This window comes from Streptomyces canus 299MFChir4.1 (genome assembly GCF_000383615.1).
Taxonomy (GTDB): domain Bacteria; phylum Actinomycetota; class Actinomycetes; order Streptomycetales; family Streptomycetaceae; genus Streptomyces; species Streptomyces canus_C.
In genome coordinates, this window is the sequence record NZ_KB911612.1 from 21,600 (window position 1) to 44,558 (window position 22,959).

Here is a 22,959-nt window from a genome sequence, read left to right on the forward strand (position 1 = left end):
GACGACATGTACAGCTGGCGGTTGTACCGCGGCACGAGCCAGATCAACGGAGCGCCTCCACAGCTGCCGGCCGCACCCCCGTGGCGCACATTCACTCCGCGCAGGCACAGTGCTCCGTTGGAATACCGGATCGGATCCCAAGAGGCAGACGTGGTGAACGCCGCGCTGCATCTGCGGCGCCCCCTGCTCGTCACCGGTCGGCCAGGGGCCGGAAAGTCTTCACTCGCGGCCTCCATCACGCGTGAGCTGCAATTGGGCGAACTGCTCAGCTGGCCGGTGAACAGCAAGACCTCACTCGTTGACGGCCTCTATCACTACGACGCGGTCGGACGTCTGCGGGACACAGGCCGGGCCCGTGAACTGGGCACGACGGCACCGGAAGTCGGCAGCTACATCAGGCTCGGTCCCCTTGGCACCGCCTTGGCCACGGGGGAGCCAGGCCGGCCTCGGGTTTTGCTGGTGGACGAGATCGACAAGGGCGACATCGACCTGCCCAACGATCTCCTGGTGGTCTTCGAAGAGGGTTCCTTCGAGATCCCGGAACTCGTCCGCCTGCCCGACGACAGCCCTGACGTCCCGGTCATGCTCGCCGGCAGCAGACAGCGCTACAGCGTGCACCAGGGCGTGGTCTCCTGCGCCGAATTTCCGGTGGTCGTGATGACCAGCAACGGCGAACGTGACTTTCCCGCGCCTTTCCTGCGCCGCTGCGTGCGGTTAGACCTGCAGGAACCGACCGGTGACCAGTTGCGTGAAATCGTGTCCGCCCATCTGGGAGAAGAGGGTCTGAGAGCTGCGGAAGACCTGATCGCAACCTTCCTCGAGCGTCGCGACCAGGATCAGTTGGCGCTAGCCACGGACCAACTGCTCAACGCCGTCCATCTGCGCGTCACTGGTGTAGACCTGGGACGGGAGGGCTTGTTGAACGCGGTTTTGCGCCCGCTCGAGGAGACGGGTCCGGGCCTCGAATGATCGAGCGGCTGCGCGATGTGCTGGCAAGCTCCGGTATCGCACTCACTCCCGCGGAACTGGCTGACGTCCTCTGGCTCGCCCTGCGCCTGCCCACGGAAGGCCTCGCGGCCGCCCAGAACCCCGTTCCGAACGCGCTGCAAGAAGGCGGCGGCCCCGCGGACATCCCGACGCCACCATCCCAGGAGCAGCACGGCTTCGCGGCAGACTCGGACCTCTTCAGTTACGGCGGCGACGGCGTGCCCGGTACCGCCGGCGACCTCATGAGACTCCCCGCCGAGCGAACCCTGCCCGGCAGCCTGGCGATCGGCCGCGCACTCAGATCCCTCAAGCGCAGCACACCGGACCACAGTGCCAAGGAAATCGACGACACCAGCACGGTCGATCTGATCGCCGAAACCGGCATTCTGGACGTGGTCCTGCAGCCGATGAAGGAACAGTGGCTGGACGTCTCACTGGTGGTGGATGATGGCCTCTCGATGAAACTCTGGCAGGAGACTGCCCGTGAATTGCGCACTCTCATGGAACAGACGGGTGCCTTCCGACGTGTCCGAGCGTTCGGCCTTGACACAAGAACGCCACACGCCCCCGTGCTGCGCAACGCCCCCTTCCGCCCATCGAGCGCCCGTATCGCCCCGCAGTCACTTTGCCCTGCGGACCGGCGCGCGGTAGTGCTGATCCTGTCGGACGTCATCGGGCCGGGATGGCACACGAGCGCTACCCAGTCCCTCCTCTGCTTCTGTGCCGAACGCTGTCCGACTGCCATCGTCCAGCCCCTCCCCAGACGTCTGTGGGCCGGGACCCGGCTCAACATCGAACTCAAGACGGTCAGCGGGCCACGGGCGGGCAGCGCCAACACGGCGCTGCGCGTGGACGACCCCTGGCTCCCTCCCGAACTGGGCCAGTTCACCGGAGTTCCTGTCCCGGTGGTGGAACTACACCCAAGCGCGCTGGCCCAGTGGGCCAAACTGGTGGCCGACGGCAGCTCAACCCCCCTGCACGTCATCCCGGTGAGCAGCGACCGGCAGAACTCCCCCACCTCCTCGTCTGTCAGTGCGCCTGCCGACCTGCGCGAACACCTCGCGTTCTTCCGCCGAGCGGCGTCACCCGAGGCGTTCCGACTTGCTGGCCATCTGGCCGCAGTCCGCCCCCTCACCCTCGGGCTGATGCGCCTGGTGCAGCGCTCCGTATTCGGCCGGTCGGATCCCGCTCCGCTGGCAGAAGTCCTGCTCGGCGGTCTCATGCGGCAGAGCCCTGATCCGGCCCGACCAACCGTCACCCAGTACGACTACCGGCCGGGCATGCGCGATCTGTTGATGGAAACCGTGCCCTCGGGTGATCTCCTGAAAACAGCTCAGCTCGTTACCGACGGCCTTCGCCTTTCGCAACCGGCGCCCCGCACGTTTTCGGCGATCCGCTCCGACCTCTCCGGCAGTCTCCGACTTCCGCCCGGCGCATCCGCCTTCGCCCTCGCGGCGGTGCCGCTGCTGCAACACTTTGGGCTCACCAAGCGTGGGTCAGGAAGCGAAGGAGATCTCATGGAGGGAAACGGACAGCAGCTGATCAGCGAAGGGCCGCTGCAATCCCTGACCTCTCACGATGAGGAATTGCAAGCTCTGGTTGCCGCGCATGCCTGGCGCGCGGCCGTCTCCCGCGCGGAAATTGTCCTGGAACAGCTCACCGCCCGGCACGGTGAACGCAGCCTGCCCGTGTTCGCCGGCCGCCGCGACCTGGCGGAGTGGATCGGTCTGGCCGGGGCGCCGCAATCGGCACTGCGGCTGCTACGGCAACTGCGGGCCGAACTGGCAGACCTGCTCGGCCCGCACGACCTCCGGGTACTTTCGATCGCCGTGTCAGCCGCCCACTGGGCCGGTACGTCCGGGCAGCCCCGGGACGCGGCGGAGCAACTCACCGCGATCCTCGCAGCCCAGGAACAGGCGCTGGGTCCTGACGACCTCGAGTGCCTGAGCACGCGCCGACGGATGAGCTACTGGACGGGAGTGATCGGCAAACCCGAGGCCGCGCTCCACCTCCACCTCGACCTGCTGCGCCGCGAAGAACGCCTCCTTCCGCACAACGACCTCATCACCCTCAACACACGCGCCAACGTCGTCTCCTGGACTGGCCGCAACGGACGTCCCGAGGAAGCGAGGGAACTGTGCGCCCAGCTCGTGCAGGACATCGAGAACACTGCTCCCAGAGACCACCCGCTGCGCTCGATCACCGCCTCGGAACTCGCTCACTGGACCGCTGAGGCAGGTGATCCGTCCACCGTGGTCACCCAATTGACCCGTCTCCTGCCCAAGCTCTACGAAGTGATGGGAGTCGCGCACTCCTACCCCTACGCCACCCGCCAGAGAATCGCCCACTGGACCGGGGTGCTGAGCGATCCCCAGGCCGCGCTGGAACAGATGCGTACGCTCCTCGTCGACATTGCTGCCGTTCTGACCGCGGAGCACCCCGTGTTCCTCTCCAGCCGCGTCGAATACGCGCACTGGACCGCCCGGACCGGCAACACGGCCGAAGCCCGTCAGCTCCTTGAGAACCTGTTGCCCGAAGTCTCGGAGATCCTGGGCCCGCAGGCCCCGGAAGCTGTTCGTGCCAGGAATCTCCTGGACAGTCTGGGTGACCAGGTCGACTAAGGTCATCATGTCTGTTGCCAGCTCGATCCGAGCCTCCACGACCCGTGCGGTCGGCGGGCTGCCCCCTGTCTTCTGGTGGTTGTGGGTCAGCACGCTCATCAACCGACTGGGCACCTTCGTCGCCCCTTTCCTGACGCTCTACCTGACCACATCTCAGGGCCGAACTGTGACGTTCGCCGGGCTGACCGCAGCGGTGGTCGGTGTGGGGGGAATGACAGGTTCGCTGGCCGGCGGCGTCGCGACGGACCGTCTGGGAGGCCGGACCGTGCTGCTGGCATCCCACGCCAGTGCTGCGGCCAGCACTGTGCTTCTCGGACTCAGCACTAGCGACGCCCTGCTGGTGACCTCAGGATTTCTTGTCGGTCTCTTCTCCGGAGCCTGCCGCCCCGCCACCAGCGCGCTGATGCACGACCTCTTGGACCACCGGGACCGTGTACGGGCGTTCTCCCTCAACTATTGGGCGATGAACCTGGGATTCGCGGCATCGGTACTCTTCGCCGGTTTCGCAGCAGAAGCCGGATACCAACTCCTGTTCATCGCCGACGCCTGTGCCACGCTCGCATGCGCACTGGTCCTGCTGTACAAGGTCCCCGCACCGGCAATCAAGAAATCCGTGGCCACCGGCCCACCCGACCACGCATTCGGCAGCCTGCGCACGAACGCACCATTCCTGCTGTGCGTCGTGCTGTTCACTGTGCTCAGCACGGTGCTTCAACAAATGACGGTCACGCTCCCGGTCGCCATGTCAGCATCCGGTCTCACCCCGGCGACCTGCGGGGCCCTCATCGCCCTCAACGGAGTACTGATCTGCGTTCTGCAGGTTCCAGCCAGCCAATACTTGTGCCGACGTTCGCCGTTCACCATGCTCGCGCTGGCGGCCGTTCTCATCGGCGCCGGGTTCGGCTGCACGGCCCTGGCGTCCTCTGCCCTCTGGTTCGCTGTGACGGTGTGCATTTGGACCCTCGGTGAGATCATCAGCGGTCCGGTCAGCATGGAGGTCACGGCCAGGTTCGCCGGACAGGGGAAACAAGGGCGTTATCAGGGTATGGCCGCCTTCGCCTGGACCGTCGGCGGCACTATTGCCTCAGCAGCAGGTGGATTTACCTACGGACACTACGGCAGCTCTGCCCTCTGGATTGCCTGTGCCGGCGCATGTCTCATGTCAGCCATCGGTTTCGTGTTGTTGCATCAGATCCAGCCGAGATTGGCCAAGCTCACGTGATACCTACACCCGGCCCCGGCTCGTGGATCAGTTGGTCGACCAGGAACCTCACCCACATCTGCTCTGCGCTGTACGGGCCGACCGGATGAGGTCAAGGAGTGCACAGTCACCGCGCAGGCCATCGAGAGGCCCCTGTCGGGACGCTGATCAGGTCGAACGCCCCGTCGTGCGGTGGGTCGGCTCGTACAACACCGAGCGCCTGCACTCCGCACTCGACTATTTCCCACCCGAGGAGTTCGAGGCGGCCCACTACCGTTCTTTGGTCACTCCGAAAGTCGCCTGAAACACACAAGACCGGCGGCTACGAAAGTCGGGGCAGCTCACTCCGACATGTCATGACGGTAGAACTGTGCCAACTGTTCGATAACGGGACGCAGTTCGCTGTCCGCCGGCCAGAGTGACCGGCATCGTGTCATCGGTCGAGCGCATTCAGGGATTCTCGCATCGGTGCACAACATGGATCCACAGGGCGACGAGAGCCCTACGCGACAGCGTCGGCCGACGAGCATCCGTCCGGCCTCTGCACCGCGACGGTTTAAGGACGGGTTCTAACGTTCGTCTCAGGTTCGCTCGGTAGGAAGTAGGCATCCAGATAAGCGATGCAACCCGTATGCAGGAGGCTAGTGATGGCAGTCGACGCAGCGCCGTCAGGGAAAGCGCCGCCCGGGCGGTTGAGGGGTTCGGGGCGGCCACCAAGGCACTGGCGACGGCGTTCCCTGTCGCCGCCCGCGAGCCGCACGCCGACAACCGTTCGGGCGGGTCGTCAGCTCCACCACAGCCGCTGCGCGCCGGCGAGCGGTTCCCCGACCTGAGGATGGCCGAAGCCTGCACGCCCGCGCCGCCAGAGGGCGGCGGGCCGGACGGGTACCGGTGCCGGATGATCGATCCGGGCCTGACCATGACGGCGTTCCTGACCGGGACTCCATTCGCACCGGAGAGCGTTGCCATCGCGCACCACGCCGTCGTGTACGCGGTGCCGCCGGGCTGCGCTGCTGCGGTGCGCGAGCAGGAACGCGAAGACCCCCTGGTCTAGGCCGGCAGTGTTTCGGCGGGACCGGCGTGGCCGGCGTCGAGGTCGAAGAGAGGGACGCGGCGTGGGTGGACACCTGGACGCGCCTGGTAACGACGAAGGGTCGATCTGAAGCATCTCGCAGACGGATGCCGCACGGATACCGCACCACACAAACACCTGAGGAGAGACTGACATGAAGTCCATGGGACGCCGCGGCTTTCTAACCGCCGCCACGGCACTTGGCATTGGTGCCGGCTTGTCCACGCATGCCATTGTCTCGGCAGCGGACGAGGACGAGACTTCCGACAAGACTTCGGACATTTCACTGCGGGACCAGGACCTGCCCTTCATCGGCACGGAAGAGACCTTTTCCACCCATGAGTTGATGGTGCTGAACGACAGGCTCTTCCTCGAGGATACTGGTCTTGCCGAGCTCGGCCCGCGCCGCATCGGTGCAATGGATGAGGCGGGGCTCAACGTTCAAATCCTCTCCGCACATACGCCAGGCGTGCAGAATGCCAAAGGCCAGAAGGGCATCGATTTTGCGTATCGTCTCAACAAGACGCTCGTCGATGGACCGATGGCCACCTATCCGGGGCGGTTTCAGGCATTTGCAACCTTGCCTCTGCAGAATCCGGAGGCATCGGCAGACGAACTGGAACGCACAGTTCGGGAAGATGGCTTCCTCGGATGCTTGACCAATGGAATCATCGGGAAGAAATTCCTCGACCATCCCGACTTTGAGCCCTTGCTGGCGCGCGCCGAGTCCCTTGATGTGCCGATATACATCCATCCTGGCCTGCCGCCTGACGAGGTTTTCGAAATCTACTACAGCAATATGCGGCCGGAATATCAGAAGGAGTTCCAGGACCAGGTTCTCAGCATCTCTGCATATGGATGGCACCAGGAAGTCGTTACTCAGTGCCTCCGAATGATCACCTCAGGAGTATTCGACAGGCACCCCAAGCTTCAGATTATCATCGGCCATATGGGAGAGGGTCTTCCGTTCTTCTACAAACGCATCGTGGAGAAGATGGGCGAAGTGACCGAGAAAAGCCTGAAAAAGCCGTTCGAGCAGTATTTTCATGACAATTTCTGGTTCACAACCAGCGCATTCCCCCAGACTGAACTGCTTGATCTCCTACTGCAGCACATAAGTGTGGATCGAGTGATGTTCGCAACCGACTACCCGTTTGCGAATATGAAAACTCAAACCGACTGGTTCCGGGGAGTCGATTTGCCACGCGAAGCAAAGGAGAAAATTGCGTTCCGAAATGCGGAAATACTGTTCGGAATAAAAATTCCATTGAAGTGACGCGCCAGCGTCGGCAGAAGTGGAGAATGCTTTGGCTGTAAGAGCTCCTAACAGAATGAGCCAGCTGGAATGACTGTGCGTCAGGTGGTGTTGCATGCGTGACGAGGGGGGTGTGGGGCGGTTATTGGGGCGGGCAGCCGCGGGCGTCACGCCAGCGCCCGAGTCTGTCCGTCGTCATCGCCTGCACAGTCTCCCGTGCAGTGCGGCGCCCTTTGCTTGCGGTGAGCGATCGACTCCCTTCGGGAGCCGGCGCGAGTCCCGGCAGTCAGCGGTGGCCGCTGCCGTGGGCCTGGCTCAGTGGATTGGGGAGACCCTCAGTACCCGTCGCACGCCCTGTGACCAGTGGGACGAGTGTTCCTCGGGGTACACGCTGACGGTGCCGTCGGGAAGGTGACGGCCGATGACGTGGTAATAGTCGGTCCGGCCCCGTTCGTTGTAGGCGCCCATGCTCGGCACCTCGTAGCTGCCTTCGGGGTAGTAGGGGAAGCACGTCCCCCACAACACCGGGATCATGGTGCTGCGGTCACCGAGGAACGGCTTGGCGCCCTGCCGGTCCGCCGGGAGCCGCCCGGCACGACGACGCATGCCCTGCCAGAGCAGGTACTGGGGGATGGTGATGGAGCCGATGTGCCGTCCGGCCGGTCGATGCGTCTCGGCGTCTTCCTTCTGTATGTCCTTCATCTGCCATTCCGCGCCTATGCCGCAGTACTTCAGTCCTCGCCCCGCCGGTTCAGGCCTCTCGATATCGTCCAGGACGAAGCCGATCAGCCAGTCGGCGTCCTGGCCGTCGTCGTGTCTGGCGGCAAGGCGCGCCCGCTCGGCCTCGAGCGCGACGGAGTGGACAGCGGGCCGGCCCGTGGTCCTGGACGCCCAGTCGGCGATCCGCTGCCAGGGGGAGGGCTGAGGTGCCGGTGGATCGTAGGGGTACCGGTAGGGGTTCAGGGGAACCTCGTCGCTGATCTCGGCCCACCCGACTGCGTCGATCAAGGCGAGAAATCGCTGCCACCCACCCAGACTGCGAATGCTGGGAGTCATGACCAGATCATCCCGGCGCCCGGCTGCGGCTCGCTGGACCAGCCAGGCCCTGGTCTCGGGCTGCACAAAGGCGTCGAGGGCCGTACGGCTCGGCATGCCGTGAACAGTGAATCCCATGGTGCGCAGCACTGCCGCACAGGCCTCGTGCTGTCGGTCGACGCGCTCGTCGTAGCCATGTCCGGCCTTCGCCACCGTTACCCCCTGCTGACGGAACTCCCGTCCCGCTCGCCCGACGTCGGATCTGAATCCTTCCCGGTTTCGCTCCTGGAACCCGTTGTTGTGGTACATGACACTGGACTCGCAGGTCACAGCGTCTGCGCCGTGCAGGACCGACGTGCCCCATGCCGTGCATACGGGACAACGCAGAAGGTCGGACCCGCTACCACAGTTGCTCAACAGGTAGCGGAAATCAGCGTGTTGTTCTTCTGCAAGCCCTTACAACCCCTAACGAAATGAGTGTTGGAGAACGGTAGGCTCGGTGGCCATGAGTCAGAGCGGTTCGCAAGCGGCGGCATTCTTCCGAGACGTCCGCCAGAGCGGCGTGGTCTGGCTTGTACGGTATGACAACGGAAGCCCGACACACCTCTCTGCGGACGGCACGCGAAGCCTTCCCTTCTGGTCGACCTCACCCCGCGCCCAGAGGGCAGCAAAGATCTGGGGGCATGGACTCCGCGTTGAGTCCATGCCCTTGAACACCTGGTGCGATCACGTACTGCCCGACGCCGCCCGGGATGGACTCGTGATCGGCATCAACTGGAGCGGGGCGCGCCTGGTCGGCTGGAGCTTCACCCCCGACGAAGTTCTCAACCGGCTATCGGCGGCTCACACAATGACCTGAGTTGTCGGTGGGTGATCAGGCAGCAGGCGAGTTTGAGGAACGCTTCGTGGATGTCGGCTCGCCGTTCCCAGCGGACGCGCAGGCGTCGGAAGCCGTGCAGCCAGGCAAAACTCCTCTCCACAACCCAGCGGTAGGTGCCCAGTCCGGTGCCGTGCAGGGTGCCGCGGCGGGCGATCGCGGGCACGATGCCGCGGGCGCGGACCTGGTCGCGGTAGATGTCGTGGTCGTACCCGCGGTCGGCGAACAGCGAGTCCGGCTTCCGGCGAGGATGCCCGACCATGTCCAGGCGACCTGAAGATCATTTACGGGAACACCCCTTGGGGGTCGTCTTCGAAAACGGATCTTTACCAGCACAGGAAGGACGCGCGTTTGACCGCCGCTTCGTAGGAAGTGGCGGTTTTCTCGTACTGGTGGCGATGCCACAGAAGCCCAGGATGTGCGCGCCGTCCTGGAAGGGTCGGACCGCGACCCCGCCCGCGACGTGTTCTGGCGGCTGAGCCATATCTAGCCGCAGATCACCCGGGTCCGTGCCGACCGCGGCTATGCCGGCGACAATCTGGGTCGGCGATCGCACTTCAGTACATGAGAATCATTCGCCAAAGCGTGCAACCGTATGACCCTCACATATGTCTCATACTGTGACCACCAGTCCCCGACGTCTCGTAAGGGGGCGTCATGTACACCCGCCATCGCCTCATGGCCATCACCGCGAGCGCACTCCTCCTGGCCGGCACCGCGGCGTCGGCCTCTGCCGCCGCCACGTCCCCGGCACCGTCCACGAGTCTCGTGGTCAACGCCAGGATCGCCGGTCACTGCTCCTTCGACCGGGTCGTCATCGATGTGAAGGGCAAACTGCCGCCGACCACCGTCACGCGTGTCAAGGAACTCCGCTACGACAGCTCGGGGAAGAAGGTCCCGCTGGCCGGGAAGCACTTCCTGGAGATCAAGCTCTCCCCCGCCGCAGCCCACAACAACGCGGGCAGGAACGTCTACAAAGGCCCGCGCCTGATCAAGCTGAATCTGCCGAAACTCAAGGGCTTCGCACTGACCGGCGACTTCGAAGGCGTCGTGACCTTCGGAGCCGCGTTCAACAGCAAGCCCTCCTACACGACGAAGCAGCTACACCGCCCCGAGCGCTTCGTCCTCGACATCGCGCACCACAACGTCTGCCGTTCCTCGCACTGAGGTGCATTAACGGATCCTGGGGCCGCGGACCGCCTCACACGAGGGCGGCACCGGGTGTAATCGTCATCCGCGTGTCCCAGCCCGCCGCCGCGAAGCTGATCGGCCGATCCATCCTCATCGCGATTAACGCCTTCACCGACGCCGACACCGATGCGCCGTCGGGACGTCGCCTATGACGGCGACCCTGTCGACTCCACGAAGGTGCCCAGTGCCACGGCACCAGAGGACAAGATCACCGAAAACACCGGGGCCATCCTCGACGCAGTCGCTCGGCTGCGGCCGCGTCCCGGCTATGTCAACGGTCACGACTATGAGGACTGATACATCAAGGTGACGCCGGCCCTCCTGCTCGCCCTGGCGCAGCTAACCCGAGACCGCCACAGGCATGAACTGAACGGTCGGCTCGAACAGTGGTCGAACCCGCTATGCATGGAGCCTGTCGGTCCCGTGCTGTCATTCGACGCATATCCGGAGGCCTGGTGCGTGAGGACCGTCAAGGCCACCGGACTGCCGTGCGAACTGCACATTCCTGAGCGCGCCGCGGCCTCGGGCGCTGCACATGGGCTGGCCCCTGCGCACAGCGGATCTGTCGCTCTGCGCCCTCGACGGCGATGACCGATGCAAGGACCACGCCGCCCAGTGCCGAGCCGTCAAGGGCGACGGAGCGGTCTGCTACCGGCCTGACTGTCGCGCGTCCCCAAGCACCGTCAGGCGCAGGCGTCCGACGCGGCAGTATGGGCCGGAAGTGGCCCAGCGGCGTCCCTGAGCTGTTCGCGACTTGCGGCCGGGCCGGCGTCTGGGCCTGTGCAGCAGCACGTCACGCGTCAGGGTGGCAGTTCGACAAGAACCGGTTGCGAGAAAGCCGGTGCCGGATATTGACGTCCATGGCGACGAGTGTGGGCCTGGAGCCGAAGGTGCTGAAGGCAGGCCTGGAGGGTGGCATGCCCTGGCTGACGCCGACAGGCCTTGCGTCGGAGGCATTGGAGAAGCTGGACCGAGCGCTGTTGGCCTGGATCCAGGATCCACGATCCAGGCGACCTGTCCCGGCTGGAGCGGAAGCTCGCGAACTGCCATCCCGCCCGGAATAGCAGATGAAACGGGTGTGGTCTCCGGACGAGTAGACCGGCGAAGCGTATGACGCCGCCCACGACACAGCGTGTGTGACGATCGGCGGCCATCGACTGCATCCGCGCCATCTCGACGCCTACACCGCTATCGCCTACGAGCTCGCCGACCTTGCTGATCAGGACGAGGAGTTTGACCCCGACGACGTAGAGAACGAAGACGATTTCGTCCGTGGTGACCTGGATGCCGCGTTGGCCTGGGCCGCCGCCGGCGTCTCCGTCGTGCAGCAGTCACTCCCCTACCCCTTCCGCGACGTCCTGCCGTAAGGCCCCACCGACAACTGGCCCGCTCACCGCCTAGCTAGTGCACGCCTACGCGAACCTGTTGCAGTTGAAGCACCCGCGCAAGGCCGGCACCTGGTTCACGGCGATGGTCTACTTCAGCCCGATGGACAACACGGGCGCCCGCTTCCTTGCTCCCGGAGGGCCTTCCGGCTCCCTGGCCTTTGGATTCTGACTACCCCAGGGACCCGATGGTCCGGTGCCGGTGGACCACAACGCTCTTGCGGTCCCGCGCCCAGAACAGCTGAGGAGCTCCCCTTGACGCACGGCCTGGGCTTCCGCTCCCCCGACGGCTGCAGCAGACTCGCGGTCACCGACCTGGACGGTTTGCTGTCCGCCGTCCGCTTCGCCCTCATACGGATCCAGTGCCGCCCCGAGCTGGTCGACGGCTGCCTGGGCCGAGGCCTGCTTGATCATCAACCCGCTCTGATACCCAACCCCGACAACAGCCATTTCCCCGGGAAGCGCAAGGAACTTCAGCGATGTGATGCCGCTCACGTCGCGTCACGGGAAAGACGGGAGCGGTGTCTTGGGGGCATGACCGACACGAAGCAGTCCGCAGTCCTGATCACCGGCGCCAACAAGGGCCTGGGCCACGAGGCCGCCCGCCGCCTCGGAAAGCTGGGCTGGAAGGTGTTCCTCGGCTCCCGGGACGAGGATCGGGGCCGCGAGGCCGCCGAGAAGCTGGCCGCCGACGGCATCGACGTCGTCCTGGTCCCGCTCGACGTCACCTCGGAGGAGTCCGTGGCGGCCGCCGAAGAACTGGTCCGCACGCACACCGACCGGCTGGACGTCCTGATCAACAACGCCGGCGCGCCGGGCCACGCGATCCACCCCGCCCAGGCGACCGTCGCCGAGGTCCACGCCGTCTACGACACCAACGTATACGGCCCGATCCGCGTCACCCACGCCTTCCTGCCGCTGCTGCAGGCCGCCGACCACCCGCGGGTGGTGATGGTGTCCAGCGCCGGCGGGGCATTCTCCGTGGTGACCGACCCGGAGCAGCCGGTTTCGAAGATGCACGAGCTCGCCTACAGCTCCTCCAAGGCGGCGCTGAACATGCTCACCATCCGCTACGCGCAGGCGTTCCCCGGCATCAAGTTCAACGCCGCCACCCCCGGGGAAGTCGCGAACCACACCTTCGCAGCCACCGACATGAACAACAACATGGGCCGGCTGACCGTGACCGAGGGCACCGATTCGATCGTTCGCCTGGCGCTGCTGGACCCCGACGGCCCGAGCGGGACCTTCACAGATCGGCTCGGCCCCATACCGTGGTGATCACCCGGCCGCACCGTGATCGTCAGCTACGTACGCCGGCACACGCCCGAGCCGAGCCGAAGGCCGACTTCGCGTCCGACTCACCGATCCGGATCCAAACCGATTACCCGGCCGAGGCTGCGTGACAGACCAAGAGCTGACGGCGCAGCCATGCCACTCGGGCGGCGATGGCGTCCTGCGAAATCACGGCATGAGGGACCACGACGTCGAACCCGTGGAACCCACCGGGCCAGACGTGCAGTTCGAGGCGGCCGCCCGCCTGCCATATGCGGCTTGCGTAGGCGACGTCCTCGTCCCGGAACGTTTCGGCAGACCCGACGTCGATGAACGTGGACGGCAGGCCAGAGAGGTCTGCCGCACGGGAAGGCGCAGCGTACGGGGACACATCCGGTCCTCCGCGAACGCCGTCGCCGAGGAGCGCGTTCCATCCGGTCTCGTTCGAGGAGCTGTCCCAGATGCCGACGCCGCGCATCTGCCGAGTAGAGGGCGAGTCGTTGCAGTCATCAAGCATCGGCGACAGGAGCAGTTGGGCCAGAATTGCCGGGCCTTTGCGGTCGCGTGCCATCAAGGTGACACCTGCCGCGAGGCCGCCGCCGGCGCTCGCACCGCCGATGACGATGCGTTCGGGGTCGATGTTGAGCTCGTGGGCCTGATCCGACACCCACACCAGGCCCGTGTAGCAATCCTCGACGGGCCCCGGGTGGGGTGTCTCGGGTGCGAGCCGGTACTCGACCGAAACCACGGCCATGCCCATCGGCTCGGCCAGGTTCAACATCTCGACCAGGCCGAACCGGTTGTCTCCGACGATCACGCCGCCGCCGTGGATGTGGTAAATCGCCGGGGTCGGGGTCGCCGCGTGCTTCGGGAGACAGATCAGCAGCGAGATATCCGGTTGCCCGTCCGGCCCTGGCACCGCCCACTCCTCCACGCTGTAGGTGCCACCCCGCGAGAGGGCCTCGTCGGTCGGGGTGTCCACCCCGGGGACGGGCTTGCGCATCTCAGAGATGTTGTCCCAACGGTACGCGTCGGGGGAACGCAGGCTGGTCAGGATCTCAATGACGGGAGCGAGCTCCGGGTCGAAGGGCGGGGGCGGTCCGACCGGTTGGGCGGATGACGGGTCCGTGAGTTGCGTGGTCATGTGTTCTCCTTGCGGTAGTCAACGGGGTGTCTGAACGGGATGTCTGCCTGCCCCAGCTCACGGGTCATCGATACATGTCATGTGGCCGATGCGGCCCGCCATCTGGTGGGTCAACCTGAGCGCGCGCACACGCAAACCGGTGACACGCAGCCGGCCTGGAGACGCGCGGCGCGATCTCGACGACCAGGCGAGCACCGTGAAGCGCGACAACGGCGTCGTCGACGCGCTTCTCGGTGCTGCCGAGCAGCGTCTGAGAGTTCTCCTTGCGAAGGAGGGGGCTCCGCCGTCGGGTCGAACCGCTCGCGAGTGGCCACTCGGAGCCGGTGCCTGGCTCAGACGGTCGGGACGGTGCCGCCGTCGATCACGTACTCGGCTCCAACGATTGCCGACGCGCGGTCCGAGACCAGGAACCCGACCAGGTCCGCGATCTCCTCGGTATCCGCGAACCGTCCCAGGGGCACTCCTCCGAGGGAGTCGTATATGCTCTGCTTGGCTGCCTCACGGGTGAGTCCATTCCCCTCGGCGATCCGGTCCACGAATCTTTCGTAGGCTTCGGTCTCGATTCCGCCGGGGCTGATCGCGTTGACCCGTACGCCGCGCGGCGCGAGCTCATTGGCAAGTCCCTTGCTGTATGTGCGCAGCGCGGCCTTCGCTGCCGCGTAAGCCAAGGACGCGTCGTATTGGGGCAGCTCACGCTGGATCGAGGTGAAGTGCAGCACCACGCCCGCCCCAGACCCGATCATTGCCGGGAGAAGAGCCCGATCCAGCCGCACCGCTCCAAGCAGGTTGAGGTTCAGCTCGGTGAGCCACTGGTCATCGGTGATGACCGCGAATCCACCCGACGGCGTCGACGCCCCCCCGACGACGTGCACCAGGATGTCGAGTGTGCCGCCGGCCTCTGCGATGCGAGCGGCAACGGCGTTGGCGCCTTCGATCGTCAACAGGTCCGCTTCGATGAATCGGTCAGGGTGCTCGTACCCGTCGGGCATCGTGCGCGCCGTCACGTACACGTCGGCACCCATCTCTCGCAGCCTCTCCACGACGGCCTTGCCCGAGCCCTTCGAACCGCCCGTGACCAGCGCCCGGCGGCCGTCGAGACGATCGCGATCTGAACTAGACATTTTCTCTCCACTGAAGATCGAGGTAGCGCGGGTTCGGTCAGGCCGGGTGGTTGGCGATGACGAGTTCGGCGACGAGGTCATCGCGCAGCGCGAATCGGTAGTCGAGCTCGGCGACGCCACCCGGGAAGGTGCCCTCGAGCCGCACGGTGACCACCCAGTGGGCGTCATCGACGCGGCGAGCGCCGATCTGCTCGGTCGTGTACTCGAACTCGGACCCGGCGTCCCGCAGGAACGCGTGGGCCTCCTCTCGGCCGCGGAAGGTCTCGCCCTGGTCGACGACCACCGCGTCCTCGGCGAGGAACGACGAGGCGGTGTCGGCGTCGCGGACGACGTGGGCGGCGAAGAACTCGCGCACGGTGGTCGGGAGCAGATCGGACGGGAGATCGGTGTGCTGTGTCATGAGCCCACCGTGTGACCTCACGGCGCGGGAGGGTCAAGCCGTGGACTCTCCCCCAGGGGGAGCGTTGAGAATGGGGGGATGCTGACCATCGGGGAGTTCTCGCGGCTGACCCACTTGAGCGTGCGTACCCTGCGTCGGTATCACGAGGCGGCCTTGCTGGAACCCACCGTGGTGGACGAGACCACCGGTTACCGCTACTACGGCGTCGACCAAATCCCGACCGCGCAGGTCATCCACCGGCTCCGCGAGCTCGACGTCCCGCTGAGCGATGTGCAGCGGATGCTGCGAACCCCCGACCCCGGGGTCCGGGCGGCCCTGGTCGCGGACCACCTGCAACGCCTCGAAGACGTGCTCGACCGCACCCGGGCCGCGGTCGTGTCGTTGCGCCGCCTGCTCCGGCCCGACCCCGCGCCGATCGACGTCGAGCTGCGTGCGGAGCCCGCCCGGACGGTCGCGGCGGTAGAGGCCGTAGTCGGGCATCACGACATCGCGACCTGGTACGCAGGCGCGATGGCCGAATTGGAGGCGGCCGTCGGCGCCGCCGTGACCGGACCGCCGGGCGGCACCTACGACAACGCCCTTTTCGAGCAGGAGCGCGGTCACGCGGTCGTCTACCTGCCGACCGCTGCGCCACCTCACACGGGACGCGTGCACCCCGTGATGCTGCCGGCCGCGGAACTGGCCGTCACCACCCACGTCGGCGAGCACGACGGCATCGAGGTCACGTACGGCGAGCTCGGGACCTGGGTGGTGGAGAACGCGATGTCGGTGGCCGGGCCGGTGCGGGAGGTCTACGTTGTCGGCCCCCGTGACACAAGCGATCCCGCCGCGTGGCGCACCGAGATCGGCTGGCCGGTCTTTCGCGTCGCCTGAGACAGAGCCGGTCTGCCACCGGCCGCGGCCATGGCGACCGCTCTGGTCAGGGCGGCAGCAGCGGCTCGATCAGCACCCACAAGTCGTCGTACACAATCCACGGCCGAGTACTCACACCATCACGAACGGCCACGGCGTGCAGGAGAGGAGATCGGGCGGGACATCGGATACGAGGAGGCGACCGGTCGGCGAGGGCGAGGGGCAGTACGACGCGTCCGACGCTCAGCTATCCCATTGTTCGCGTCCTGCCCGAGGGTGCCGGCATCCCGATCTTCGGCCAGACGCCGGGCAGCACCGTGACGGTCCCCACGGCACAACCATCATCTGGGACGACATCGCCTCCGGCGAGTATGTCTCGGACGCGTACGTGCGCACGGGCAGCGACAGTTACGCGGCGCCGCGCGACTCCTCCATCACCTCGATAACCTGCACGTTTCACCTGTACGCCGACACCCTTTGGCTTCGGCTCCGTGGTGCGCTGCATCCGTACCGCACGCTCCCGGCGGTGGCTGTTGTCCCCCTTGCGAGCTACACACATGTGCGCTCTTGGCGGTGACGCTTTTGGGCTCCAGCGTCCGTAGCGTTCCGGGTAGCCGCGGCAATCCTGCCGCGGTTTCTGCGGAGGGGTTTCATGAGGTTTGTATGGCAGCTGCTGGCTGTCGGGGCCGTCTCTTTCATCGGCGGTCAGGCGATCATGGCGGTGCAGGGGAACTGGGCGCTCAGGCTGGTCGTGGGCCTGCTGGCGTCCGTGCTGACGGTGCTCGTCTATCGGTGGGTCGTAGGGCGCACCGAGCACCGGCCGGTCGTCGAGGTGGCCCGAACGGGGGCCGCGTCGGCAATCGGCCGCGGTGCGCTGATCGGCGCCGTGCTGTTCGGCATGGTGATGACGAATCTGGCCGCCTCCGGCTACTACCACGTGGACGGACTCGAGTCGGTGACAGGTGCGGCCGGACTGGTGGGCTTCATGGCCGCCGCTGCCGTGACCGAGGAAGTCCTCTACCGCGGCGTGCTTCTGAGAATCCTCGAGCGTTACATCGGCACGTGGCTCGCTCTGGTCGTGAGTGGTCTCGTGTTCGGCCTGGGGCATCTGCTCAACCCGAACGCGAATCTGTTCGGCGCCCTGGCCGTCGCCCTGGAAGCAGGCCTCATGCTGGGGGCCGCCTACGTCGCGACCCGCACACTGTGGCTGCCCATCGGTCTGCACTTCGGCTGGAACTTCGCCGCGGCCGGCATCTTCAGTACGGAGGTCTCCGGCAACGGCACGGAGCACGGTCTGCTGGACTCCGCACTGTCGGGCCCATGGCTGCTGACCGGCGGCGAGTTCGGCCCCGAGGCAAGTGTGTACTCGGTGCTGTTCTGCACGCTGACGGGTGTCGCCTTCCTCTGGATGGCACATCGCCGCGGCAATCTCGTCAGCCGCCGCCGGCGCGCCGACCAGTCCGACACCGTCGCTACAATCGCCCGGTGACCGGTTTTCAGCGAGCCCGGCAACTTCTGGACCGAGTCCAGGAGTTGCGGCGTCGGCTCGAGGTGACATCCTGGTTCCCGCTGCTCGGCCCCGTACTGCTGGTGGCGTCGTTCCTGCCCGGGAACCGTGGTCACGGAACAGTGATCGGGACCGTGCCGGACCGCCCGTACGATGCCCTGGCCGTCGTGGCCATCGTTTGTCAGACCCTTCCGCTCGTCACCTGCCGACGGTGGCCGGTCGCCAGCCTGACCGTGGTGTCACTCGCCTTCGCCGCCGACCAGTTGCGCGGCTACCACTCTCTGGCCGGCACCGGAATGGCCCTCGCGCTGGTGGGCGCCGCATACCTGATGGAACAGCATCGGCGTGCCGCAGTGCTCGCACTCACCGCGGCATACGTTCCGTTCGCCATCGTGCTCCACCAACTGGGCACGGGTGGTGCACCGGCCGAGTTCGTGGTGTTCTACCTGGCGCTTGCCCTGCCATGGGGCATCGGGTCATGGCTGCGCACGGCCCGCATCGCGGAGACCGAACGCCGTCACCGCCTCGCCGAGGAGACCCTCCTCGCCGAACGCACCCGTATCGCCCGGGAACTGCACGACGTGGTCACCCACCACGTGACAGCGATGGTGGTACAGGCCGAGGCGGCACGCTATCTTTCTGCCGCACCCGAGCGCCTGGAACAGTCACTGACTGCGATCACTGACACCGGCCGGCGAGCCATTGCCGACCTGCGGCACCTGCTGGTCCTGATCAACCCCGACCACAGTGAACACGGCACCAGCACCAGGACACCGGCCGTCGGCAGGCTCCTCACCCTTGTCGAGGACACCCGCCGGGCGGGACAGCCTGTGGAGTTCACCGAAGCAGGCACACCGTCGGAGCCGACCGGCAGCACCGACCTCGTCACCTACCGAGTGGTGCAGGAGGCGTTGACGAACGCTCTCAAATACGCACACGGCAGCCCGACCACGGTACGGGTGCAGCACGGCACACGGGAGATCACGGTGGAGGTCAGCACGGACGGCACCGGCTCGCGGACCGCCTCACCAGGAGGGAGCGGACGGGGCCTGGCCGGACTACGTGAACGCGTCGATATTCTGGGCGGTGACTTCACCGCGGGTGAGCGCACGGGCGGCGGCTTCGTCGTACGGGCCCGGATCCCCGCGGAGTACTCCTCGTGACCACACCGATCCGAGTCCTGGTCTGCGACGACCAGGCACTGATCCGTACCGGCCTGGTCACCATCATCGACGCCCAGCCCGACCTGGAGGTGGCCGGTGAATGCGCGGACGGACAGACAGCCGTCGACCTCGCCGGCCAACTGCGTCCAGACATCGTGGTGATGGACATCCGGATGCCGGTACTCGACGGCATCGAAGCCACCCGCCAACTCGCCGGCACCGGGGTACGGCATCCCGTCAAAGTCCTGGTCGTCACCACGTTCAACCTCGACGAATACGTCTACGAAGCCCTACGCGCAGGCGCCAGCGGCTTCCTCCTCAAAGACGCACCACCAAGCCAGCTTCTGCACGGCATCCGCACCGTGGCCAGTGGCGCAGCACTGCTCGCCCCGGAAGTGACCCGCCAGCTCGTGGGCCGCTACGCCGCCCGGATCCGCCCCACCAGCGGCAATACGGCAGACCGCTCCCCGCTCACCCCGCGAGAGCTGGAAGTCCTCCGCCTCATCGCGGACGGCCTCTCCAACAGCGAGATCGCCACAACCCTGACGATCAGCCCAGAAACCGTCAAAACCTTCGTCTCCCGCATCCTCACCAAACTCGGCCTCCGAGACCGCGTCCAAGCCGTCGTATACGCCTACCGCCACGGCCTCGCCACCTGACATTGCTCGGGCGGCTCGCGCGGACTCCACCACGCACTTCGCCTCCCCCGCAAAACAGTGCTCCTGGGCCGGGCTCACTCCGCGTCACTGCACCTGCATGGAGGCCTGCCCGCACCTCTTCGGAGGCGCGGGCCGTCGCCCGTAGGGCCGACATCCGATGGGCCGGCTGAGCAACATCATCGATCACCGCGGCGTCCAGGCCCGCAGCACGGCCAAGACCGCCGCGGCCCGCAAGCTGCTCGCCCTGGTTGACCACGCCCTGCGCGACGGAGAAGTCCGCTGCCTTGCCGAATGGGCCACTGCATGAGCAGGCTGGAACACGGTAGGCGCGCGATCGAGGCCTGTCTGGCCCCGCCCCGGCGACGCGACCGCCAAGTTGACTGATCCCGTCGACCGACTCTGTTCACGAGATGCGGTTCTGGCTCTGGTTGTGGGCTCTGGTTGTGGGCTCTGGCTCGACGAGCTCTTCACGGACGACGACTTCACCGACTGATACAGGCCGATGGTCGGCGGGAGCTGTCGCCGGGCTGGCGATGGTCTCGGTGCTCCAGCATGCGGAGAACTTGACGGCCCGGCAGGCGGCAGCGGCAGTCCGTTGCCGGTTGGGCCGGAAGTACTGCCTGAGCATGGAGCTGGACGACCCGGGGTTCGATCACTCGGTGTTCAGCGAGTTCCGGAACCGGATGGCTCAGGAGGATCGGGCGGATCGTCTCCTGGCAGTGATGCCCGACCGGTCGGCGGCCCGCCAGCCCGGTGGGGCCGCGTGGCCGGGTACGGACCGACTCGACGCAGGCACTGGCCGCGGTGCGCACGCTGAACCGTGTCGAGTTGGTCGGCGAGACGATGCGCAGGGCGCTGGACGAACTCAGTGAGAGCGGTGAGGCCTGGCTGGCGCCGCTGGTCACCGCTGACTGGGCGCGGCGCGCCCCTTGATCAGGTTGCGCTGATACATGGACTTGCCGGAGCCGGGACGGTGTCTCGCGGCGGTTCCTACGGCCCCTGCCCCGACGGGGCGCTCGACCGGGCGGCGGGTTACCGGCGCCCGGTCGAGGCCGGTGCCGTGTGCGGTGCTTTGCGGATCAGCCGAAGTCCACGTCGCTGCACCACATGTAGGCCTGGTCGAGGTGCGAGGCCTGCCAGATCACGAACAGGATGTGGTGTCCGGTGTAGCCGGAGGTCTGGACGGGGAACGTGATGTCCTGTGCCGGGGCGAAGCGGCCTGTCTGCGTGATGAAGTCGAGGTTGCTCCAGCCCAGGGTCTGGGTCTTGGGGTTGAAGCCCTGCTTGCTCACGTAGACCTTGAAGTAGTCGGCACCGTGGGACGCCTGGTCGTACAGGTGGACCGAGAAGTTGTTCCCGATGGTCGTGGTCTTCCACGGTCCAGGCTTGTCCAGGCTGGCGTTCCTCGAGAGGTTGTTGCTGCAGAGCGTCCCGTCGGGGGTCCGTGCCTGGAACTGGCCTCCGAGGCCGTCGCGAAGCGCGCTCATCCAGTTCCACATGGTGTCGGCATTGGCCTGGAAGGCCTGCCAACACATGGGGTCCTGGGTCTGCATGGCCGGGTTCATGTGGTCGTTGCCCCAGGTCTTCCAGCACTGGTATGCGCGGGTGGCGGGGCCGACGACGGTTCCGTGAGCCTGGGCGGGGGTCGACCAGGCGAGGGCGCCGACGGCCACGGCGAACAGCATGACGAGCGCCTGGAGAGACCGGCGGAGGGACGCCCGGGAACGTCCGGGTAACGGACTCTTTTTGCGCATGTGGGGGGACTCCTTCCCGTAGTAAGGCGGTTATGGGAGCGCTCCCAAAGTGAGGTTTTCTGAGTGAGATGTCAATGAAGCGGACTGAGTTGATTACAGAGGCGCCTGGCGAGCAGGGAATCCGCCGTGAACCGGTCCCGGGTCAGGCTCCGCGTCAGTACGGGGCCGCTACCTCCAGCGGGTGCGCCACAGCGGCTTGTCGATGCCGTCGGTGTCCTTCTCCATGCGCTTGAAGGACCGGGCGTACTTGTCGAACTTCGCGGCGATGAGGGCAGCGTCCTCGGTGCAGTTGTCGGCCTCGATGAACAGCAGCGGCACCCCGGCTTCCGGGGCGGTGAGGACGACGTCGGCTCGGGCGCTGCCGAGCGCGGGGTTCTTCCAGGCGCCCTTGACCGGGAGGGCGGCCTCAGTGACCTAGAAGGCGAGGGTGCCGATCCCGTCGGGTGCATGGACGGTGGCCCGCGGCGGCCGTCTCGAGCGGCTCCCCCGCGACCAGGTCCAGGTCCGGCTTCGGGCGGATCAGCGCGATGACCGTCTCGTTCACCGTCATCGGTTGCGAGGCACCGGAGCTTCCCGTGCTCTTGAGCATTCCGCCCATCTCCTCCGGCGCGCGGTCCAGCTCGAGGCCGGCGGCCGCCAGCCCGGCAGCTGAGTCCGGCACCGAATCCTTCCGGCGCCGGACACCTGTGCGGTGACTCCCGCGCGCATGGGGCCGATGCGGACTCAAGGCGGAGAAGGGCATGCGCGCGAGCCGCACGGAGCCAACAGTCCGAGGCGGACATCGTGCACACCGCCCCCGGCAAGGGGGGCGCTCACACGGCGAAGCCGTGGAGCCCGGCCGCACCCGGGGAGAGCGTGAACACTGCCAGTACCGGACCGTCACCCACGAGGAGATCGACCGTCCGCGCTTTCGAGGACCCACCGTTCAGGCCCACCCGGTCATCGCGGGCGCCCATCGCGCGGAGCTCAGTGGAGACGGCCTCGCCGACCCACCGTACGAGATCGGTGTTGCGCGTCGCGCCGAGGCCGACCGCCTGGGCGAAGACGGTGGCCCGGCCCATCCAGGCGGCGCCGTGCAGGGCCTCCTGGCCGGCGCGGAAGGCCGCGATACCCAGGCGCTCGACCGCGGGCGTGAACTGATGCAGGGATCCCATCTGTTCGTCGAGGGCGAGCAGAGACGGAAGGCTGTCGATGCGCTTCGCGAACGGCGGCAGCGATCGGGGAACGGCGGTGGGTGTGCGGCGCGCGTAACAGACACATGGGATGCCCTTGAGGCCGAGTGGAGAGTGCTTTCGAAGCGCTTCGATGCATCGATGCACGTCAGGGCACTAGAGAAGTGTGAGGGGATCAATATCGTCGCATCAAGCAGGGCATGCGTGGGGTCCCTTCCCCGCTTCGGAGGAATCTTGGAAGCGACCCTTGTGCACCCCCGTGCCTTCACTTAACCTCACTGCAACGTCGAA

23 protein-coding genes and 4 pseudogenes are annotated in these 22,959 nt (G+C 66.4%); 18 read left to right on the forward strand and 9 right to left on the reverse strand.

From position 1 onward, the window contains the following. The first annotated feature begins 6 nt into the window (after positions 1–6). The 5 genes from H293_RS0138475 to H293_RS0138500 all read left to right on the forward strand — a co-directional run bounded on the left by H293_RS0138475 (position 7) and on the right by H293_RS0138500 (position 7,157). Complete coding sequence (locus H293_RS0138475; protein WP_033416151.1) at positions 7–969, forward strand: AAA family ATPase; 963 nt, start codon at positions 7–9, stop codon at positions 967–969. Further along, the gene (locus tag H293_RS53925) at positions 966–3,608 is read left to right on the forward strand and encodes an SAV_2336 N-terminal domain-related protein (protein WP_028808563.1); all 2,643 of its coding nucleotides are present in this window, start codon (positions 966–968) and stop codon (positions 3,606–3,608) included. The genes H293_RS0138475 and H293_RS53925 overlap by 4 nt, the downstream gene beginning before the upstream one ends. Before the next feature lie 7 nt (positions 3,609–3,615). Next, positions 3,616–4,830, forward strand: a complete 1,215-nt coding sequence (locus H293_RS50870) for an MFS transporter (protein WP_051138219.1) — start codon at positions 3,616–3,618, stop codon at positions 4,828–4,830. Between the two features lie 610 nt (positions 4,831–5,440). Then, the gene (locus H293_RS0138495; RefSeq protein WP_020123116.1) at positions 5,441–5,863 is read left to right on the forward strand and encodes a hypothetical protein; all 423 of its coding nucleotides are present in this window, start codon (positions 5,441–5,443) and stop codon (positions 5,861–5,863) included. 172 nt (positions 5,864–6,035) lie between these two features. Next, positions 6,036–7,157: an amidohydrolase family protein gene (locus H293_RS0138500; protein WP_020123117.1), complete on the forward strand. Its 1,122-nt coding sequence runs from the start codon at positions 6,036–6,038 to the stop codon at positions 7,155–7,157. A 294-nt stretch (positions 7,158–7,451) separates the two neighbouring features. On the opposite strand, the gene H293_RS0138505 is transcribed toward H293_RS0138500, so the two are convergent. After that, positions 7,452–8,384 carry a hypothetical protein gene (locus H293_RS0138505; protein WP_020123118.1) on the reverse strand — a complete coding sequence of 311 codons (933 nt, stop codon included), beginning with the start codon at positions 8,382–8,384 and terminating at the stop codon, positions 7,452–7,454. Between the two features lie 292 nt (positions 8,385–8,676). On the opposite strand from H293_RS0138505, the gene H293_RS55710 reads away from it, so the two are divergent. Beyond that, the gene (locus tag H293_RS55710) at positions 8,677–9,030 is read left to right on the forward strand and encodes a DUF2750 domain-containing protein (RefSeq protein WP_078612803.1); all 354 of its coding nucleotides are present in this window, start codon (positions 8,677–8,679) and stop codon (positions 9,028–9,030) included. On the opposite strand, the pseudogene H293_RS0138510 reads toward H293_RS55710, so the two are convergent. Continuing rightward, positions 8,996–9,304 (reverse strand): annotated as a pseudogene (locus H293_RS0138510) (transposase); the annotation flags it as partial. The gene H293_RS55710 and the pseudogene H293_RS0138510 sit on opposite strands and share 35 nt — an antisense overlap. 401 nt (positions 9,305–9,705) lie before the next feature. Between H293_RS0138510 and H293_RS0138515 the strand changes: the two are divergent. The 4 genes from H293_RS0138515 (at position 9,706) to H293_RS0138540 (ending at position 12,902) form a co-directional block, all read left to right on the forward strand. Then, positions 9,706–10,215, forward strand: a complete 510-nt coding sequence (locus tag H293_RS0138515) for an AMIN-like domain-containing (lipo)protein (protein WP_020123120.1) — start codon at positions 9,706–9,708, stop codon at positions 10,213–10,215. A 1,160-nt stretch (positions 10,216–11,375) separates the two neighbouring features. Continuing rightward, positions 11,376–11,606, forward strand: a complete 231-nt coding sequence (locus H293_RS0138530) for a hypothetical protein (protein WP_020123123.1) — start codon at positions 11,376–11,378, stop codon at positions 11,604–11,606. A 37-nt stretch (positions 11,607–11,643) separates the two neighbouring features. Then, on the forward strand, positions 11,644–11,796 hold the full coding sequence (locus H293_RS58665; protein WP_020123124.1) for a hypothetical protein: 153 nt from the start codon (positions 11,644–11,646) through the stop codon (positions 11,794–11,796). Positions 11,797–12,158: 362 nt separating this feature from the next. Then, positions 12,159–12,902 carry an SDR family NAD(P)-dependent oxidoreductase gene (locus tag H293_RS0138540; protein WP_028808565.1) on the forward strand — a complete coding sequence of 248 codons (744 nt, stop codon included), beginning with the start codon at positions 12,159–12,161 and terminating at the stop codon, positions 12,900–12,902. 103 nt (positions 12,903–13,005) lie between these two features. Here the strand turns inward: H293_RS0138540 and H293_RS0138545 are convergent, their stop codons facing one another. The 3 genes from H293_RS0138545 to H293_RS0138555 form a co-directional block, all read right to left on the reverse strand. Beyond that, a complete protein-coding gene (locus tag H293_RS0138545) occupies positions 13,006–14,040 on the reverse strand; it encodes an alpha/beta hydrolase (RefSeq protein WP_020123126.1) in 1,035 nt (344 codons plus the stop codon). Positions 14,041–14,372: 332 nt separating this feature from the next. Next, the gene (locus tag H293_RS0138550) at positions 14,373–15,161 is read right to left on the reverse strand and encodes an SDR family oxidoreductase (protein ID WP_028808566.1); all 789 of its coding nucleotides are present in this window, start codon (positions 15,159–15,161) and stop codon (positions 14,373–14,375) included. A 37-nt stretch (positions 15,162–15,198) separates the two neighbouring features. Continuing rightward, on the reverse strand, positions 15,199–15,561 hold the full coding sequence (locus tag H293_RS0138555) for a nuclear transport factor 2 family protein (protein WP_020123128.1): 363 nt from the start codon (positions 15,559–15,561) through the stop codon (positions 15,199–15,201). Positions 15,562–15,639: 78 nt separating this feature from the next. On the opposite strand from H293_RS0138555, the gene H293_RS0138560 reads away from it, so the two are divergent. The 8 genes and pseudogenes from H293_RS0138560 to H293_RS60635 all read left to right on the forward strand — a co-directional run bounded on the left by H293_RS0138560 (position 15,640) and on the right by H293_RS60635 (position 20,675). Next, the gene (locus H293_RS0138560) at positions 15,640–16,434 is read left to right on the forward strand and encodes a MerR family transcriptional regulator (protein ID WP_020123129.1); all 795 of its coding nucleotides are present in this window, start codon (positions 15,640–15,642) and stop codon (positions 16,432–16,434) included. Positions 16,435–16,649: 215 nt separating this feature from the next. Then, positions 16,650–16,843, forward strand: a pseudogene (locus tag H293_RS60630) (SH3 domain-containing protein); the annotation flags it as partial. Between the two features lie 222 nt (positions 16,844–17,065). Then, complete coding sequence (locus tag H293_RS0138565; protein WP_020123130.1) at positions 17,066–17,902, forward strand: CPBP family intramembrane glutamic endopeptidase; 837 nt, start codon at positions 17,066–17,068, stop codon at positions 17,900–17,902. Further along, on the forward strand, positions 17,899–19,083 hold the full coding sequence (locus H293_RS0138570) for a sensor histidine kinase (protein ID WP_472727409.1): 1,185 nt from the start codon (positions 17,899–17,901) through the stop codon (positions 19,081–19,083). The genes H293_RS0138565 and H293_RS0138570 overlap by 4 nt, the downstream gene beginning before the upstream one ends. Continuing rightward, positions 19,080–19,742: a response regulator gene (locus H293_RS0138575; protein ID WP_020123132.1), complete on the forward strand. Its 663-nt coding sequence runs from the start codon at positions 19,080–19,082 to the stop codon at positions 19,740–19,742. Before H293_RS0138570 ends, H293_RS0138575 begins: the two co-directional genes overlap by 4 nt. A gap of 157 nt (positions 19,743–19,899) precedes the next feature. Beyond that, positions 19,900–20,049: a hypothetical protein gene (locus H293_RS58670; RefSeq protein ID WP_020123133.1), complete on the forward strand. Its 150-nt coding sequence runs from the start codon at positions 19,900–19,902 to the stop codon at positions 20,047–20,049. 103 nt (positions 20,050–20,152) lie between these two features. Further along, positions 20,153–20,413: pseudogene (locus H293_RS62025) on the forward strand (transposase); the annotation flags it as partial. Positions 20,414–20,546: 133 nt separating this feature from the next. Next, the gene (locus H293_RS60635) at positions 20,547–20,675 is read left to right on the forward strand and encodes a hypothetical protein (RefSeq protein ID WP_259294621.1); all 129 of its coding nucleotides are present in this window, start codon (positions 20,547–20,549) and stop codon (positions 20,673–20,675) included. A 146-nt stretch (positions 20,676–20,821) separates the two neighbouring features. Here the strand turns inward: H293_RS60635 and H293_RS0138590 are convergent, their stop codons facing one another. From H293_RS0138590 to H293_RS0138605, 4 genes and pseudogenes are all read right to left on the reverse strand, one after another. Then, positions 20,822–21,496, reverse strand: coding sequence for a lytic polysaccharide monooxygenase (locus tag H293_RS0138590; RefSeq protein WP_020123135.1), 675 nt, complete (start codon positions 21,494–21,496; stop codon positions 20,822–20,824). Between the two features lie 168 nt (positions 21,497–21,664). Then, positions 21,665–21,814, reverse strand: a complete 150-nt coding sequence (locus H293_RS58675; protein WP_020123136.1) for a hypothetical protein — start codon at positions 21,812–21,814, stop codon at positions 21,665–21,667. Positions 21,815–21,902: 88 nt separating this feature from the next. After that, complete coding sequence (locus tag H293_RS53930; protein ID WP_020123137.1) at positions 21,903–22,157, reverse strand: hypothetical protein; 255 nt, start codon at positions 22,155–22,157, stop codon at positions 21,903–21,905. 226 nt (positions 22,158–22,383) lie between these two features. After that, positions 22,384–22,761: pseudogene (locus H293_RS0138605) on the reverse strand (sugar hydrolase); the annotation flags it as partial. Positions 22,762–22,959: the final 198 nt, after the last annotated feature.

Coding starts and splice junctions, on each gene's coding strand:
- H293_RS0138550 (WP_028808566.1), bottom strand. CDS start 15,161: ATGTCTAGTTCAGATCGCGATCGTCTCGACGGCCGCCGGGCGCTGGTC.
- H293_RS0138565 (WP_020123130.1), top strand. CDS start 17,066: ATGAGGTTTGTATGGCAGCTGCTGGCTGTCGGGGCCGTCTCTTTCATC.
- H293_RS55710 (WP_078612803.1), top strand. CDS start 8,677: ATGAGTCAGAGCGGTTCGCAAGCGGCGGCATTCTTCCGAGACGTCCGC.
- H293_RS0138560 (WP_020123129.1), top strand. CDS start 15,640: ATGCTGACCATCGGGGAGTTCTCGCGGCTGACCCACTTGAGCGTGCGT.
- H293_RS0138590 (WP_020123135.1), bottom strand. CDS start 21,496: ATGCGCAAAAAGAGTCCGTTACCCGGACGTTCCCGGGCGTCCCTCCGC.
- H293_RS0138540 (WP_028808565.1), top strand. CDS start 12,159: ATGACCGACACGAAGCAGTCCGCAGTCCTGATCACCGGCGCCAACAAG.
- H293_RS0138475 (WP_033416151.1), top strand. CDS start 7: ATGTACAGCTGGCGGTTGTACCGCGGCACGAGCCAGATCAACGGAGCG.
- H293_RS53925 (WP_028808563.1), top strand. CDS start 966: ATGATCGAGCGGCTGCGCGATGTGCTGGCAAGCTCCGGTATCGCACTC.
- H293_RS58670 (WP_020123133.1), top strand. CDS start 19,900: ATGGGCCGGCTGAGCAACATCATCGATCACCGCGGCGTCCAGGCCCGC.
- H293_RS0138500 (WP_020123117.1), top strand. CDS start 6,036: ATGAAGTCCATGGGACGCCGCGGCTTTCTAACCGCCGCCACGGCACTT.
- H293_RS50870 (WP_051138219.1), top strand. CDS start 3,616: ATGTCTGTTGCCAGCTCGATCCGAGCCTCCACGACCCGTGCGGTCGGC.
- H293_RS0138515 (WP_020123120.1), top strand. CDS start 9,706: ATGTACACCCGCCATCGCCTCATGGCCATCACCGCGAGCGCACTCCTC.
- H293_RS0138495 (WP_020123116.1), top strand. CDS start 5,441: ATGCAGGAGGCTAGTGATGGCAGTCGACGCAGCGCCGTCAGGGAAAGC.
- H293_RS0138545 (WP_020123126.1), bottom strand. CDS start 14,040: ATGACCACGCAACTCACGGACCCGTCATCCGCCCAACCGGTCGGACCG.
- H293_RS0138555 (WP_020123128.1), bottom strand. CDS start 15,561: ATGACACAGCACACCGATCTCCCGTCCGATCTGCTCCCGACCACCGTG.